Origin of the sequence: Pseudomonas sp. HD6422, from assembly GCF_025377065.1 — a bacterium.
Classification (GTDB): domain Bacteria; phylum Pseudomonadota; class Gammaproteobacteria; order Pseudomonadales; family Pseudomonadaceae; genus Aquipseudomonas; species Aquipseudomonas putida_U.
Genome location: NZ_JAHWIW010000008.1, coordinates 37,497 through 53,120, shown reverse-complemented (window position 1 = coordinate 53,120; position 15,624 = coordinate 37,497). Strand labels below are relative to the sequence as shown.

14 protein-coding genes and 1 pseudogene are annotated in these 15,624 nt (G+C 62.5%); 11 read left to right on the top strand and 4 right to left on the bottom strand.

What is annotated here, in order from left to right:
- Positions 1–205: 205 nt before the first annotated feature.
- On the bottom strand, positions 206–610 hold the full coding sequence (locus KY379_RS07495) for a YkgJ family cysteine cluster protein (RefSeq protein WP_261239553.1): 405 nt from the start codon (positions 608–610) through the stop codon (positions 206–208).
- Between the two features lie 198 nt (positions 611–808).
- On the opposite strand from KY379_RS07495, the gene KY379_RS07490 reads away from it, so the two are divergent.
- From KY379_RS07490 to KY379_RS07480, 3 genes are all read left to right on the top strand, one after another.
- Complete coding sequence (locus tag KY379_RS07490; protein WP_133324925.1) at positions 809–3,259, top strand: glycogen/starch/alpha-glucan phosphorylase; 2,451 nt, start codon at positions 809–811, stop codon at positions 3,257–3,259.
- Between the two features lie 166 nt (positions 3,260–3,425).
- Entirely contained in the window at positions 3,426–4,436 is a 1,011-nt protein-coding gene (locus KY379_RS07485) for a class 1 fructose-bisphosphatase (protein WP_133324923.1), read from the top strand.
- A gap of 3 nt (positions 4,437–4,439) precedes the next feature.
- Positions 4,440–5,036, top strand: a complete 597-nt coding sequence (locus KY379_RS07480) for a DUF924 family protein (protein ID WP_133324921.1) — start codon at positions 4,440–4,442, stop codon at positions 5,034–5,036.
- A 33-nt stretch (positions 5,037–5,069) separates the two neighbouring features.
- Here the strand turns inward: KY379_RS07480 and KY379_RS27370 are convergent, their stop codons facing one another.
- Together KY379_RS27370 and KY379_RS27365 are read right to left on the bottom strand one after the other, a co-directional pair.
- Entirely contained in the window at positions 5,070–5,795 is a 726-nt protein-coding gene (locus tag KY379_RS27370) for a methyl-accepting chemotaxis protein (protein ID WP_409977265.1), read from the bottom strand.
- Positions 5,796–5,924: 129 nt separating this feature from the next.
- Positions 5,925–6,962 (bottom strand): annotated as a pseudogene (locus tag KY379_RS27365) (cache and HAMP domain-containing protein); the annotation flags it as partial.
- A gap of 224 nt (positions 6,963–7,186) precedes the next feature.
- Here KY379_RS27365 and bamE point away from each other — a divergent pair.
- Positions 7,187–7,441, top strand: coding sequence for an outer membrane protein assembly factor BamE (gene bamE / locus KY379_RS07470; RefSeq protein ID WP_079230016.1), 255 nt, complete (start codon positions 7,187–7,189; stop codon positions 7,439–7,441).
- Positions 7,438–8,010: a lipocalin family protein gene (locus KY379_RS07465; protein WP_133324917.1), complete on the top strand. Its 573-nt coding sequence runs from the start codon at positions 7,438–7,440 to the stop codon at positions 8,008–8,010. Before bamE ends, KY379_RS07465 begins: the two co-directional genes overlap by 4 nt.
- Positions 8,011–8,082: 72 nt before the next feature.
- Here KY379_RS07465 and KY379_RS07460 read toward each other — a convergent pair whose 3' ends face one another.
- Positions 8,083–9,447, bottom strand: coding sequence for a formimidoylglutamate deiminase (locus tag KY379_RS07460; RefSeq protein WP_261239552.1), 1,365 nt, complete (start codon positions 9,445–9,447; stop codon positions 8,083–8,085).
- Positions 9,448–9,590: 143 nt separating this feature from the next.
- Between KY379_RS07460 and hutC the strand changes: the two genes are divergently transcribed.
- The 6 genes from hutC (at position 9,591) to KY379_RS07430 (ending at position 15,622) form a co-directional block, all read left to right on the top strand.
- Positions 9,591–10,301 carry a histidine utilization repressor gene (hutC, locus tag KY379_RS07455; protein ID WP_196171388.1) on the top strand — a complete coding sequence of 237 codons (711 nt, stop codon included), beginning with the start codon at positions 9,591–9,593 and terminating at the stop codon, positions 10,299–10,301.
- A complete protein-coding gene (locus KY379_RS07450) occupies positions 10,298–10,876 on the top strand; it encodes a HutD family protein (protein ID WP_261239551.1) in 579 nt (192 codons plus the stop codon). The genes hutC and KY379_RS07450 overlap by 4 nt, the downstream gene beginning before the upstream one ends.
- Before the next feature lie 317 nt (positions 10,877–11,193).
- Entirely contained in the window at positions 11,194–12,873 is a 1,680-nt protein-coding gene (gene hutU, locus KY379_RS07445) for a urocanate hydratase (RefSeq protein ID WP_261239550.1), read from the top strand.
- Positions 12,874–12,948: 75 nt separating this feature from the next.
- Complete coding sequence (locus KY379_RS07440; protein ID WP_261239549.1) at positions 12,949–13,917, top strand: ABC transporter substrate-binding protein; 969 nt, start codon at positions 12,949–12,951, stop codon at positions 13,915–13,917.
- 26 nt (positions 13,918–13,943) lie between these two features.
- Entirely contained in the window at positions 13,944–14,795 is an 852-nt protein-coding gene (locus tag KY379_RS07435; RefSeq protein ID WP_133324900.1) for an ABC transporter permease, read from the top strand.
- The gene (locus tag KY379_RS07430; RefSeq protein ID WP_133324898.1) at positions 14,792–15,622 is read left to right on the top strand and encodes a glycine betaine/L-proline ABC transporter ATP-binding protein; all 831 of its coding nucleotides are present in this window, start codon (positions 14,792–14,794) and stop codon (positions 15,620–15,622) included. Before KY379_RS07435 ends, KY379_RS07430 begins: the two co-directional genes overlap by 4 nt.
- Positions 15,623–15,624: the final 2 nt, after the last annotated feature.

The window sequence follows — 15,624 nt, the reverse complement described above, 5'->3', positions numbered from 1 at the left end:
ATGAGCCGATTCGACGGCCTGTGAGGCGATAGCAGTCCGTAAAAATACGAAACCCCCAATGAAGGAGGTCGTATCGCGGATGCCCTTAGGGAAAAATCCCATCAACCGGCACGGCCGGAACCAAGTGGCGGCGTCTAGACACTTCCTGACGGAAGCTCCGTGTACATCGAGACAGGTGAAAGTCTATTGGGTCTGGGTGGGACCGTCAACGGCCAACCACCTTCGGTTTGTAAGCACAATACCCCGGTCGCGGCCCGACCTTGGGGTGGTTGCGGCAGGTATCCGGACGCTTGTCGTAGATGGTGCACAGCCGGCTCTTGCGATCCAGGTACAGGCAATCGTCGTTGCTCATCCGGGTCAGGGTGAAGATCCCCGACTTCTGGTTGAAGCGCTCGATGATGCCGTCCTTCTGCAGGCGTTTGGCGATGTTCTTCGGTGGCTCGTCCTTTTCGAACTCATCCACCACGCCAATGCGGATCAGATCCTTGATCTTCACCTCCACCGGCAGGGTGCAACAGGTCGAATGGCAGCCGTGGCACATGTGGCTGGCGTAGCGCTGCCAGGTCTCCAGGCGGTCGACTTCGGCGGCGGCGATCAGGGTGGTTTTCATCGTTATATAGGGCGGATCACGGTCTTTGGGCGCGCGATCATACCGGAGTTGTTCAATTTGTGAACAACCTTTTGATCGATTGCCCCCGCCCGAAAGTAAAGGCAGATGAAAACCGCGAACCCAGGCTGTCGCCCTCGGTCGAAGCGTCTAGGCTGAACAGTCTCCCTCTGAATTCGTCAACTTGCCCGAGGATGCCGCATGTCTCAGGAACCTAAAGCACGTGACGCCGAGGTGGCCGATTTTCGCGCCGCTGTACTGGACAAGCTGACCTATGCGGTCGGCAAGGACCCCGAGCATGCCTTCGACCATGACTGGTTCGAGGCCATTGCCCTGGCTGCGCGCGATCACATGGTCGATCACTGGATGGATCACACCCGACAGGCTTACCGGCGTAGCCAGAAGCGCGTGTATTACCTTTCCCTGGAGTTTCTCATTGGCCGTCTGCTCTACGACAGCCTGAGCAATCTCGGCCTGCTGGACATCGCCCGCGAGGCCCTCGACGGCCTGGACGTCGACCTCGAACGCATCCGCCTGCTCGAACCCGACGCGGCGCTGGGCAATGGCGGGTTGGGGCGGCTGGCTGCGTGCTTCATGGAAAGCATGTCGACCCTGGGCATCGCTGCCCATGGCTACGGTATCCGCTACGAGCATGGCCTGTTCCGCCAGGCCCTGGTCGATGGCTGGCAGCAGGAGCAGACCGAGAACTGGCTGGACTTCGGCAACCCCTGGGAGTTCGAGCGGGCCGAGGTGATTTACCCGATCAGCTTCGGTGGCAGTGTCGAGACCGTCCACGATACCCACGGCCAGCAACGTCAGGTGTGGTGGCCGGGCGAGACGGTGCGGGCAGTGGCCTATGACACGCCGGTGGTGGGCTGGCGTGGCTCCAGCGTCAACACCCTGCGCCTATGGCGGGCGCGAGCCCTGGAAGAGCTCCACCTTGAGCGCTTCAATGCCGGCGACCACCTGGGCGCGGTGGCCGAGGTGGCGCGCGCCGAGAGCATCTCACGGGTGTTGTACCCAGCCGACAGTACCGAGGCCGGCCAGGAGTTGCGTCTGCGCCAGGAGTATTTCTTCGTTTCGGCTTCGCTGCAGGACTTGCTGCGGCGGCACCTGAACATGCACGACAACCTGCTCAACCTGCCGGATGCAGCGGCCATCCAATTGAACGACACCCACCCGTCGATCGCCGTGGCCGAACTGATGCGCCTGCTGGTCGACCAGCACGAAATTCCCTGGGATACCGCCTGGGAGCTGACCGTCGGCACCTTGGCCTACACCAACCACACCTTGCTGCCCGAGGCCCTGGAAACCTGGCCGGTTGCACTGATGGAACGCATGTTGCCGCGGCACATGCAGATCATCTACCTGATCAACGCCTACCACATCGACGCCTTGCGGGCGAAAGGCATGCACGACTTCGACGTGCTGCGCGCGGTGTCGCTGATCGAGGAAGACAACGGTCGCCGGGTACGCATGGGCAACCTGGCGTTTCTGGGGTCGCACAGCGTCAATGGGGTCTCGGCGCTGCACAGCAAGTTGATGAAGAGCACGGTGTTCGCCGAGTTGCACAAGCTCTACCCGACGCGGATCAACAACAAGACCAACGGCATCACTTTCCGCCGCTGGCTGTACCAGTCCAATGCGCAATTGACCGAGATGCTCGTCGAAGCGCTTGGGCCTGAACTCAAGGACGATCCCGAACGGTTGCTGGTCAACCTGGTGCCATACGCCGACAAGGCGGCTTTCCGCAAGCAGTTCGCCGCTCAACGTCTGCACAGCAAGCGCGCACTGGCCAGCATCATCCAGGACCGCCTGGGCGTCACGGTCAATCCGGAAGCGCTGTTCGACGTGCAGGTCAAACGCATCCACGAGTACAAGCGTCAGTTGCTCAACCTGTTGCACACCGTGGCCCTGTATCAGGCCATGCGTAATGATCCCGGCGCCAACTGGGTGCCTCGGGTGAAGATCTTCGCCGGCAAGGCTGCGGCCAGTTATCACCAGGCCAAGCTCATCATCAAGCTGGCCAACGACATCGCCCGGGTAGTCAACAACGACCCGACTCTGCGTGGGCTGCTGAAGGTGGTGTTCCTGCCCAATTACAACGTCAGTCTGGCCGAAAGCATCATTCCGGCGGCCGATCTGTCCGAGCAGATCTCCACGGCAGGCTACGAGGCTTCGGGGACCAGCAACATGAAGTTCGGCCTCAACGGCGCGCTGACCATCGGCACCCTCGACGGTGCCAACGTGGAAATGTGCGAGCACGTCGGTGCCGAGAACATGTTCATCTTCGGTCTCACTGCGCAGCAGGTGGAAGCGCGCCGGCGCGCGGGCGACTTCGGTGCCAGTGCCGCCATCGCTGCCTCCAGTCGCCTGAACGACGTGCTGCAGGCGATCCGCAGTGGGGTGTTCTCGCCGGATGATCCTGCGCGCTACACCGGGCTGGTGGATGGACTGGTGGCCTACGACCGCTTCTTGGTATGCGCCGATTTCGAGGCCTACTGGGACGCCCAGTGCCGGGTCGAGGAGCTCTGGCACAGGCCTCAGGAGTGGTGGCGCATGGCAGTGCTGAACACCGCACGGATGGGCTGGTTCTCTTCGGACCGGACCATTCGCGAGTATGCCGGGGAGATCTGGAAAGCCCTGGATTGAGCGGCGGGGCCAACCCATGGCCCCATCGCCGGCAAGGCAGCCCCAACCGACCGCTGACCGGGTACCTGCTGAACTCACGGCAGGAACTCGAGTCTCTTTGCTCGCTAGCCTGCAACTCTCCCTGTAAACTGCGGGGGTTTTCTCCCCCTATCCTTCGGAGCCATACATGTCCCGCGTTACCCTGAGTCGCTATCTGATTGAGCAGACCCGCAGCAACAATACCCCTGCCGATCTGCGCTTCCTGATCGAAGTGGTGGCGCGTGCGTGCAAGGAAATCAGCCACCACGTGTCCAAGGGCGCCCTGGGCGGCGTATTGGGCAGCATGGGCACTGAAAACGTGCAGGGCGAAGTCCAGAAGAAGCTCGACGTCATTTCCAACGACATCCTGCTCGAAGCCAACGAGTGGGGCGGCCACCTGGCCGGCATGGCCTCCGAGGAAATGGACAATGCCTACCAGATTCCGGGTAAATACCCCAAAGGCGCCTACCTGCTGGTGTTCGACCCGCTGGATGGTTCGTCGAACATCGACGTCAACGTCTCGGTCGGTACCATCTTCTCGGTCCTGCGTTGCCCCAACGAATACCTGAGCCAGAACGAAACCCTCAACGAAAACGCCTTCCTCCAGCCAGGCACCCAGCAGGTCGCCGCCGGTTATGCGATCTATGGTCCACAAACCATGCTGATCCTGACCCTGGGCAATGGCGTCAAGGGTTTCACCCTGGACCGTGAGCTGGGCAGCTTCGTCCTGACCCACGAGAACATCCGCGTTCCGGAAACCACCGCCGAGTTCGCCATCAACATGTCCAACCAGCGCCACTGGGAAGCCCCGGTACAGCGCTACGTGGGCGAGCTGCTGGCCGGTGAGACCGGGCCGCTGAAGAAAAACTACAACATGCGCTGGATCGCCTCGATGGTGGCCGACGTGCACCGCATCCTGACCCGTGGCGGCCTGTTCATGTATCCCCGTGATGCCCGTGAACCGAGCAAGCCGGGCAAGCTGCGCCTGATGTACGAGGCCAACCCGATGTCGTTCATCATCGAGCAGGCAGGCGGCGCATCCACCAACGGTTACGAGCGAATCCTCGACATCCAGCCGGACAGCCTGCACCAGCGCGTGTCGGTCATCCTCGGCTCGAAGGAAGAGGTGGAGCGCGTCACCGCCTACCACAAGGAGTAAGTCATGCTCGCACCTTGGCAGCCGTTGCTGGAGTGGTGGTTCGGTTGGGGCACCAGTCCCCAGGCCGTGGCTGACGAGAAAAGCACGCTATGGTTCGGCAAGCACCACGATGCCGAGGCCCAGGCGCTGTTTGGCGAGCTGGTCGAACAGGCCCTGGCGGGCGGGCTCGACGAGTGGCAACAGTCGCCGCAAGGCTGGCTGGGCCTGCTGATTCTGTTGGACCAGTTGCCGCGCATGATCTACCGCGACACCCCGCGCGCCTTCGAAGGCGACCGGCGGGCCCAGGTGGTGGCCATGCAGGGGTTGCAGAAGGCCTGGGACTACCAGCTGCTGCCGATCCAGCGGGTGTTCGTGCTGCTGGTGCTCGAGCACGCCGAGGTCCTCGACTGGCAGAACCTGTGCGTGGAGCGTTACCAGGTGCTGCTCGAAGAGCAGCCCGAGGCCAACAAGCGCTTGTTCGAAGGCTTCCTCGACTACGCCGAGCAGCATCAGCGGGTGATCGCCCGGTTCGGGCGCTTCCCGCATCGCAACCTGATGCTCAATCGCCCGAGCACCAGCGAAGAGATGGATTTCCTCCTGGAGCCTGGATCCAGGTTCTAGTGCCAGTGGGGCTGCAAAGCAGCCCCAGTGGTTTCAGATTCGGAAACTGCCCACCAGATGCTGCAACCGCTCGGCCTGGCGCTCCAGGTCGGTGCAGGCACGCAAGGTGCTCTGCAGGTTCAGTACACCTTCCTGGTTCAAGGTATTGATCTCGTTGATGTCGACATTGATCGACTCGACCACGGCCGTCTGTTCCTCGGTCGCCGTCGCCACCGACTGGTTCATGCCGTCGATCTCGCCGATGCGTTGAGTGACGCTGCCGAGGCGTTGTCCGGCCTGGTTGGCGATGCCGACGCTGTGATCACTGTGCTGACGGCTCTGGTTCATGGTACTGACCGCCGTCTGCGCGCCGGCCTGCAGCTCTTCGATCAGACTTTGCACCTGCTGCGCCGATTCCTGGGTGCGGTGGGCCAGGTTACGCACCTCGTCCGCCACCACCGCGAAGCCGCGTCCGGCTTCGCCGGCACGCGCCGCCTCGATCGCGGCATTGAGCGCCAGCAGGTTGGTCTGCTGCGAGATGCCGCTGATCACGTCGAGGATCTGGCCGATATTGGCGGTGTGCGCATTGAGGGTTTCGATATTGCCGCAGGCGTCGCTGATGCGCGCCGACAATTGGTTCATCACCTCGATGGTATTACCGACCACCTGCTGACCATCTTCGGCCAGACCACGGGCCTCGCTCGAATGCTGCGAGGCCAGCGCCGCGTTCTGGGCGATTTCCTGGGCGGCGGCACCCAGCTGATTGATCGCCGCCGCCACGCTGCTGGTCCGGCTGGACTGCTGGTCGGCGTTGTCGATCGAGGCATTGGACGCACTCACTACCTGCGCGGCCACGGCATTGACCTGGCCGGTGGCTGAGGCGACTTCACGGATCGACTCGTGGATGCGCTCGACGAAGCGGTTGAACGACTGGCCGAGACTGCCGAATTCATCTTGGGCATGGATGGTCAGGCGCCGGGTGAGATCGCCTTCGCCCTCGGCGATATCGTGCATGGCGCGGCCCATCACGTGCAGCGGGGCCATCAGCACGCGAATCAGCAGGCCGAGCAAGGCGATGATCGCGACCACGGCGATCAGCGTCGCGACGATGGCCGAAGTGCGCAGCTCGCCGAGCATGGCGAATGCGGCGTCCTTGTCCAGGACCAGCGCTACGTACCAGTCTGCCGATGGCACGCCGTCCACATGGGTGAAACTGATGAACTGCTCACGATCGCCTTCAGCGACCTCCTGCAGCCCGCCGGCGATGCGTGGTGCGCCTTGCGGGTAGGCATCGGCGAGGCCTTTGAGCGCCAACTCGCCCTTGGGGTGGATGAGGATCTTGCCTTCGCCGTTGACGATGAAGGCGTGGCCGTGGCCGTCGAAGTCCAAGGCGTTGATCAGGTTGCTGATGGTCTGCAGGTCGGTGTCGGCGCCGCTGACGCCGATCAACCGGCCCGCTTGCTGGACCGGCGTGGCCAGGGTGATCACCAGCTTGCCGGCCGATGCCGAAATATAGGGTTCGGTGACGATGGTCTGGTTGCTGGCGCTGGCAGCCTTGTACCAGCCGCGCACCCGTGGGTCGTAGTCGGCGGCGCGGTTGCCCACCGGCACCGACTGCATGCTGCCGTCCTGGCCGCCGAAATAGGTGAGCTGGAAATTGCGGCTGTACACCGGCAACGCCAGGCTGCGATCCAGGCTGGCCTTGCCAGGGCCGTCCACGGCGACCTGCTCGGCCAGCGAATTGACCAACTGGATGCGGCTGTCGAGCCAGTTGCGGATGTTGCCGGCGGTGAGGCTGCCGAGGTCTTGCAGGTTGGTCTGGACGTCATCGCGCAGCGACTGACGCTGACGATAGTCGTTGAACAGCACGAAACAGCTAAAGGCGACGGCCACCACGAGGGCGGCGGCCAACAGGATCTTGTGGCTGAACTTCAGGTTCTTGGTCATTTTCTTGGTCTGCGCAAGGCACTTCTTAGAGGGTTGCCATGGCGACGGGCCACAGCGTACACGCTGTGTCGTCACCAACCGGGCAAAGCTTTATCGTTTGCGCAGTACCAGCCGACCAACGGCTGACAACGAAAGGGGGGAGGGTAGGGAACCAGGGACCGTTTTTTTCGTCGAAGGTCACTGCAGGCCACTTGCCTGTAGCTATTGTCCAGGAGTGTCCCTTCATGTCGTTGCGTTCTCTCGCCTTGTTGTCCTTGTGCGTCGTCCTGACTGCCTGCAGCAAGATCAACCAGGAAAACTATTCCAAGCTCAAGGCCGGTATGAACAAGGCCGAGGTCGAGCAGCTGCTCGGCACGCCTACCGAATGCTCCGGCGCACTGGGCATGAGCAGCTGTACCTGGGGTGACGAGAAGAGCTTCATCAGCGTGCAATATGCCGCGGACAAGGTGTTGATGTACTCCGGGCAGGGCCTCAAATGACCCGTCTGCACCTGTTGCTGGGGTTGTGCCTGGCGATGCTGCTGGGCGGCTGCGCGACCTCCGCCAACGACCCGCTGGCGCCAAAGACCGCCGGTGACGTCGACCTCAAGCGTTACCAGGGCAAATGGTACGAGCTGGCCCGCCTGCCAATGAAGTACCAGGCCGATTGCGCGCAGTCCGAGGCGCACTACAACCTCAAACCGGATGGTTCCTACGGCGTACTCAATCGCTGTCGCACCCTGGGCGATGAGTGGTTGCGCGCCGAAGGCCATGCCAACATCCAGGAGCCGGGGCACACCGACAGGTTATGGGTCGAGTTCGACAACTGGTTCACCCGCCTGGTACCGGGCGTGGCCAAGGGCGAGTACTGGATCCTCTACGTCGACGAGCACTACCGCACGGCGGTGGTCGGTAGCCCGGATCGCAAGTACCTGTGGCTGTTGTCGCGCACGCCGACGATGCCGGCGTGGGAGCGCGAGAGCCTGATGTCCAAGGCCCGACAGCAAGGCTACGACACTAGCCGGCTGATCTGGCGCACCCCCGACAAGCAGATCGTGCAGATGCATTGATATCAGCCTTATCGCCAGCCTCCGGCGTGACGCAGGAGGCTGGCTGTCGAGAGGGCCGCCGATTTCAACGCATCATCCCAGCAGTTGCCGTAATACGTCAGCGAACGCCCGCGCGCTCTCCGCTTCCTGGGCATGGTGCCCCTGGCGCACGACCCACTGTCCATTGACCATTACGTCCCGCACCTGGCGATCACCCCCGGCGAACAGCCAACGGTTCAGAATGCCGTCGCCATCGGCGGTTGCGATGTACGGGTCCTGCCCGTCCAGCACGAGCCAGTCAGCTCGCTTGCCCGCTGCCAGGCTACCGACGGGTTGGCCCAACGCCTGGGCTCCACCGTCCAGCGCTGCGTCATACAACGTGCGTCCTACCATGGGCTGGTGCTCGCCATACAGCCGGTTGCGGCGCTGGTCTCGCAGGCGCTGGCCGTATTCCAGCCAGCGCAACTCTTCCACTACGCTCAGCGAGACATGGCTGTCCGAACCTATGCCAAATCGCCCACCTTGAGCCAGGTAGTCCACCGCCGGGAAGATACCGTCACCCAGATTGGCCTCGGTGGTCAGGCACAGGCCGGCGACGGCGCCACTGCGGGCCATGGCCGTCACTTCAGCGGAGTTGGCGTGGGTGGCATGCACCAGACACCAGCGCGGATCGACGCTGACGTGCTCGTATAACCACTGCAGCGGGCGCAGACCGCTCCAGGCCAGGCAGTCATCGACTTCTTTTTGTTGCTCGGCTATGTGGATATGAACAGGGCAGTGCGGGTTGACTGCTGCCAGCACATGGTCGATCTGCTCTGGGGTGACCGCACGTAGGGAATGGAAGCACAGGCCCAGCTGTTGGGCGGGTTCTGCTGCCAGGAGAGCGGCGAGCTGCGCCTGCAGGCTCAAATACTGTTCGGTGGAGTTGATGAAGCGGCGCTGGCCGTCATTGGGAGCCTGGCCACCAAAGCCTGCATGGCTGTACAGAACCGGCAGCAAGGTCAGGCCGATGCCGCTGCTAGCGGCGGCGGCACTGATGCGTCGGGACAGCTCGGCTGGGTCGGCATAGGCCTTTCCAGTCGGATCATGATGGACGTAGTGGAATTCGGCCACCGAGGTATAGCCGGCCTTGAGCATCTCGATATAGAGCTGGCGGGCGATGATCTGCAGTTGTTCCGGCGAGACTTTGCCGACCATCCGGTACATCAGCTCACGCCAGGTCCAGAAACTGTCGTTGGGGTTGCCCGCCACCTCGGCCAGACCTGCCATGGCACGTTGGAAGGCGTGGGAATGCAGGTTAGGCATGCCCGGCAGCAGCGGTCCGCTCAACCGCTCGGCGCCATCAGCGCTGGCATTGGCTCGCACGTCTGTCAGATAGCCATTGTCGGCTACCTCCAGACGGACATCGTGAGCCCAACCGCTGGGCAGGAGGGCGCGTTCGGCAAAGTAGGCGGGCATCGGGCTATCCTGTTGGTGTTTAGCTTGTATATACATATACAGCCGTTTGCCTGCCGGGTAAACTCCGGCAAGCTACCGCTCAATCAATTCGCACAAGGACAAACGCCGTGCCGACACCTCCTGTCTCCACGTTGGTCGCCCAGATGGGCGAAGGGCCGGCGCCGCTGTATGCGCGGGTCAAGCAGATGATCATCCAGCAGATCGAAAACGGCAGCTGGCCGCCACACCATCGGGTTCCCTCGGAGAGCGAGCTGGTCAGCGAGCTCGGTTTCAGCCGCATGACCATCAACCGCGCGCTGCGCGAGTTGACCGCGGAGGGCCTCTTGATCCGCATGCAGGGCGTGGGTACCTTCGTCGCCGAACCCAAGACCCGTTCGGCGCTATTCGAAGTTCATAACATCGCCGACGAAATTGCCGCCCGTGGCCACCAGCATAGCTGTCAGGTCATCACCCTCGCCGAAGAGGCGGCCGGCTCCGAGCGCGCGCTGGCCTTGGACATGCGCGAAGGTCAGCGGGTGTACCACTCGTTGATCGTGCATTACGAGAATGGCGTACCGGTGCAGATCGAGGACCGCTACGTCAATGCGGCGATCGCCCCGGATTACCTCAAGCAGGATTTCACCCGCCAGACTCCCTATGCCTACCTGTCCCAGGTCGCACCGCTGACCGAAGGCGAGCACGTGGTCGAGGCCATCCTCGCTGACCCCGATGAGTGCCAATTGCTGCAGATCGAGCGTGGCGAGCCTTGCCTGCTGATCCGCCGCCGTACCTGGTCGGGTCGTCTACCGGTGACCGCTGCGCGGTTGATCCACCCCGGTTCCCGTCATCGCCTGGAAGGACGTTTCAGCAAATGAGCCAGTTGCAGTGCTTACGCGCTCGGGATTACCCGCGCATGCCTTGGAAGAACGGTGGCGGTTTCACGGAAGAGATCACCCGCGATTCGGGGGATGGTCTGGACGGTTTCGGCTGGCGGCTTTCCATTGCCGATATCGAAGCATCAGGCGGATTTTCCAGCTTCGCCGGCTACCAGCGGATCATCACGGTGTTGCAGGGTGACGGCATGCGCCTCAGTGTCGATGGTGTCGCATCGCGGCCATTGTTACCGTTCGATGCGTTCGCCTTCGATGGCCACAGCCAGGTGAGCTGTCACCTGCTGGGTGGGCGGATTCGCGATTTCAACCTCATCTATGCTCCGGAGCGTTACCGGGCACGCCTGCAGTGGTTCAATGGCTGCACCCGATTGTTCAGTGCCGCGAGCACCTTGCTGGTGTTCAGCGGGCAGGCTCAGCTGCAACTGAGTGTCGGCGGCCAGCCTGTGGATGACCTCGACCGTTATGACTGCCTGCGCCTGAGCGACAACGAACAGCTGGTGGAGCTGGCGATCATTGGGTTGTGCTGTGTCATCGAACTGAGCGACGTTTCCCGGTAACGCACTGCAATCGCGCATTCTGTTACCGAATGTCCCAAGGTGGCGCAATGCCGCCTTGACCTGAATCTTTCCTCGCATCGTCCTTTCAGATTTTTCTCACGTCCCCCAGCCCCCGAATGACGGGGTTTTCCTGCTCTTCACAGGTGGCGGCCGCGTGCCCAGGTAAGCGACTTGGCAATTCAATTGCATATGCTTGTATGTACAAGTAAAGCCAAGTGCGCGAAAGTGGATAGGCCGTCCCTTTCGCGTGTGACACAACGCACCACTGGCCCGCCGATCACGTCGGGTTTGGATAGATCGCTTAAGGAGCACTTTTCGTGACTGACAACAACCTGAACAAATTCCGTGACGTCGAGATTCGTGCCCCGCGTGGCAACAAGCTGACCGCCAAGAGCTGGCTGACCGAAGCACCGCTGCGCATGCTGATGAACAACCTCGACCCGCAAGTGGCGGAGAACCCCAAGGAGCTGGTGGTCTACGGTGGCATCGGCCGCGCCGCGCGCAACTGGGCCTGCTACGACAAGATCGTCGAGAGCCTGACCAACCTGAACGATGACGAAACCCTGCTGGTGCAGTCGGGCAAGCCGGTCGGCGTGTTCAAGACCCACGCCAATGCCCCGCGTGTGTTGATCGCCAACTCCAACCTGGTGCCGCACTGGGCCAACTGGGAGCATTTCAACGAGCTCGATGCCAAGGGCCTGGCCATGTACGGCCAGATGACCGCCGGCAGCTGGATCTACATCGGCAGCCAGGGCATCGTGCAGGGCACCTATGAAACCTTCGTCGAGGCCGGTCGCCAGCACTACAACGGCAACCTCAAGGGCAAATGGGTACTGACCGCCGGCCTGGGCGGCATGGGCGGCGCCCAGCCGCTGGCCGCGACCCTGGCCGGTGCCTGCTCGTTGAACATCGAATGCCAGCAGAGCCGCATCGACTTCCGCCTGCAGACTCGGTACGTGGATGAGCAGGCCACCGACCTGGACGACGCCCTGGCGCGCATCGCCAAGTACACCGCCGAAGGCAAGGCCATCTCCATCGCCTTGCACGGTAACGCCGCCGAGATTCTGCCTGAGCTGGTCAAGCGTGGGGTGCGTCCGGACATGATCACCGACCAGACCAGCGCCCACGACCCGCTCAATGGCTACCTGCCGGCCGGTTGGACCTGGGAGCAGTACCGCGACCGTGCCCAGACCGAACCGGCTGCGGTGGTCAAGGCCGCCAAGCAGTCCATGGCCGTGCACGTCCAGGCCATGCTCGACTTCCAGAAACAGGGCATCCCGACCTTCGACTATGGCAACAACATCCGTCAGATGGCCAAGGAGGAGGGGGTGAGCAACGCCTTCGACTTCCCAGGCTTCGTGCCGGCCTACATCCGTCCGCTGTTCTGCCGTGGCATTGGCCCGTTCCGCTGGGCGGCGCTGTCCGGTGATGCCGAGGACATCTACAAGACCGACGCCAAGGTCAAGGAACTGATCCCGGACGACGCCCACCTGCACCGCTGGCTGGACATGGCCCGTGAACGCATCAGCTTCCAGGGCCTGCCGGCGCGTATCTGCTGGGTTGGCCTGGGCCTGCGGGCGAAGTTGGGCCTGGCGTTCAACGAAATGGTGCGCAGCGGCGAGCTGTCGGCACCGATCGTGATCGGCCGTGACCATCTGGATTCCGGCTCGGTATCGAGCCCCAACCGCGAAACCGAAGCCATGCGCGACGGTTCCGATGCCGTATCTGACTGGCCGCTGCTCAACGCCCTGCTCAACACCGCCAGCGGCGCCACCTGGGTGTCGCTGCACCATGGCGGCGGGGTGGGCATGGGCTTCTCGCAGCATTCGGGTATGGTCATCGTCTGTGACGGCACCGACGAAGCTGCTGAGCGTATCGCCCGCGTGCTGACCAACGATCCGGCCACTGGCGTGATGCGCCATGCCGATGCGGGGTACCAGATTGCGATCGATTGCGCCAAAGAGCAGGGCCTGAACCTGCCGATGATCACTGGCTGACGAGCCGGCAAGGGGCCTCGGCCCCTCTTTTCAATCCCTGCCGATGTCCACTTACAAGTTTGGGAGCGTCACGCAATGAAAACCAACAAGACCCTGCTCGCCTCGCTGTTCGCCCTGGGTTTGCTCGGTGCTGCCGGTAGCAGTCAGGCCGCAGGCTGGTGTGAATCCGGCAAGCCGGTGAAGTTCGCCGGGCTGAACTGGGAAAGCGGCATGCTGCTGACCGACGTGATGCAATTCGTACTCAAGCACGGCTACGGCTGCGAGACCGACAGCCTGCCCGGAAACTCCATCACCATGGAGAACGCCTTGGGCACCAATGACATTCAGGTGTTCGCCGAGGAGTGGGTGGGCCGCAGCGAGGTCTGGAACAAGGCCGAAGCCGCCGGCAAGGTGGTGGGGGTCGGTGCCCCGGTCGTGGGCGCAGAGGAGGGCTGGTACGTGCCGCGCTATGTGATCGAAGGCGATGCCAAGCGCAAGCTCGAAGCCAAGGCACCAGACCTGCACAACGTCGCCGACCTGGCCAAGTATTCCAGCGTGTTCAAGGACCAGGAGGAGCCGAGCAAAGGCCGCTTCTACAACTGTCCGGCCGGTTGGACCTGTGAGCTGGACAACTCCAAGATGCTCAAGGAATACGGCCTGGAAAGCAGCTACACCAACTTCCGTCCCGGCACGGGCCCGGCACTGGATGCCGCAGTGCTGTCGAGCTACAAGCGCGGCGAGCCGATCCTCTTCTACTACTGGACGCCGACTCCATTGATGGGCCAGGTCGACCTGGTCAAGCTGCAGGAGAAAGCGGGCGTGAACAAATCCGTGACGATCAAGGTCGGCCTGTCCAAGGTGTTCCATGACCAAGCCCCCGAACTGGTGGCGGTGCTGGAGAAGGTCAATCTGCCGATCGATCTGCTCAACCAGAACCTGGCGCGCATGACCAAGGATCGGATCGAGTCGCCGGAACTGGCCAAGGCGTTTCTCAAGGAACATCCTGAAGTCTGGCAGTCCTGGGTCGGCGCGGATGCCGCCAAGAAGATCAACGCGGCGCTCTGAGCGTCCTCAGCTGATGAGTGGAACCTATGTTTCCTGACAACCTGACATTCTCCATCGCCGATTGGGTCAATGGCTGGGTCGACGCCCTGGTGACCAACTACGGGGATGTGTTCCGGCACATTTCCGACACCCTGCTCTGGGCAATCGTCAGCCTCGAAGGCTTGCTGCGCGCCACACCCTGGTGGCTGATGCTGGCGGTGGTGGCCGCCATCGCCTGGCACGCCACGCGGCGCATTCTGCCGACCCTGGTGATCGCCGGCCTGCTGTTCCTGGTCGGCGCTGTCGGCCTCTGGGACAAGCTGATGCAGACCTTGGCGCTGATGCTGGTGGCGACCTTGATCTCGGTGCTGGTGGGCATCCCGCTGGGGATTCTGTCTGCGCGCAGCAACCGCCTGCGCGCAGTGCTGATGCCGCTGCTGGATATCATGCAGACCATGCCAAGCTTCGTGTACCTGATTCCGGTGCTGATGCTGTTCGGCCTGGGCAAGGTGCCGGCTATCTTCGCCACCGTGATCTACGCCGCGCCGCCTCTGATCCGCCTGACCGACCTGGGCATTCGTCAGGTCGACGGCGAAGTGATGGAGGCCATCAACGCCTTCGGCGCCAACCGCTGGCAGCAGTTATTCGGCGTACAGTTGCCGTTGGCACTGCCAAGCATCATGGCCGGCATCAACCAGACCACCATGATGGCGCTGTCGATGGTGGTGATCGCCTCGATGATCGGTGCCCGTGGGCTGGGCGAGGACGTGCTGGTCGGGATCCAGACCCTCAACGTCGGCCGTGGCCTGGAAGCGGGCCTGGCTATCGTCATTCTCGCGGTGGTGATCGACCGCATTACCCAGGCCTATGGCCGGCCACGCCATGAGGTGAGCAAATGAACACGCAGGCGATCAACAAGATCGAGGTGAAGAATGTCTTCAAGATCTTCGGTGACCGCGCCGAGGAAGCGTTGCGGCTGATCCGCAACAAGCAGAGCAAGGACCAGGTGCTGGCGCAGACCGGTTGCGTGGTGGGGGTCAACGACCTGTCGCTGTCCATCGGCAGTGGCGAGATCTTCGTGATCATGGGCCTGTCCGGTTCCGGCAAATCCACTCTGGTGCGCCACTTCAATCGTCTGATCGACCCCACCAGCGGGCAGATCCTGGTCGATGGCGAGGACATTCTTCAGTACGACATGGAAGCCTTGCGCGAATTTCGTCGGCGCAAGATCAGCATGGTGTTCCAGAGCTTCGGCCTGTTGCCGCACCGTAATGTCCTGGACAACGTCGCCTATGGCCTGAAAGTGCGTGGCGAGAGCAAGCAACTGTGCGCCGAGCGTGCCCAGCAGTGGATCGAGACCGTAGGCCTGAAGGGCTACGAGAAGAAGTATCCGCACCAGCTGTCGGGGGGCATGCGCCAGCGTGTCGGCCTGGCCCGTGCCCTGGCAGCGGACACTGACATCATCCTCATGGACGAGGCGTTCAGCGCTCTGGACCCGCTGATTCGCGCCGAAATGCAGGATCAGTTGCTCGATCTGCAGAAGACCCTGCACAAGACCATCGTGTTCATCACCCATGACCTGGATGAAGCCGTGCGCATCGGCAACCGCATCGCCATTCTCAAGGATGGTCGCCTGATCCAGGTCGGTACGCCGCACCAGATTCTGCACAACCCCGCTGATGAATACGTTGATCGTTTCGTCCAGCGCCGCGCGGTTGCGGTATGAGA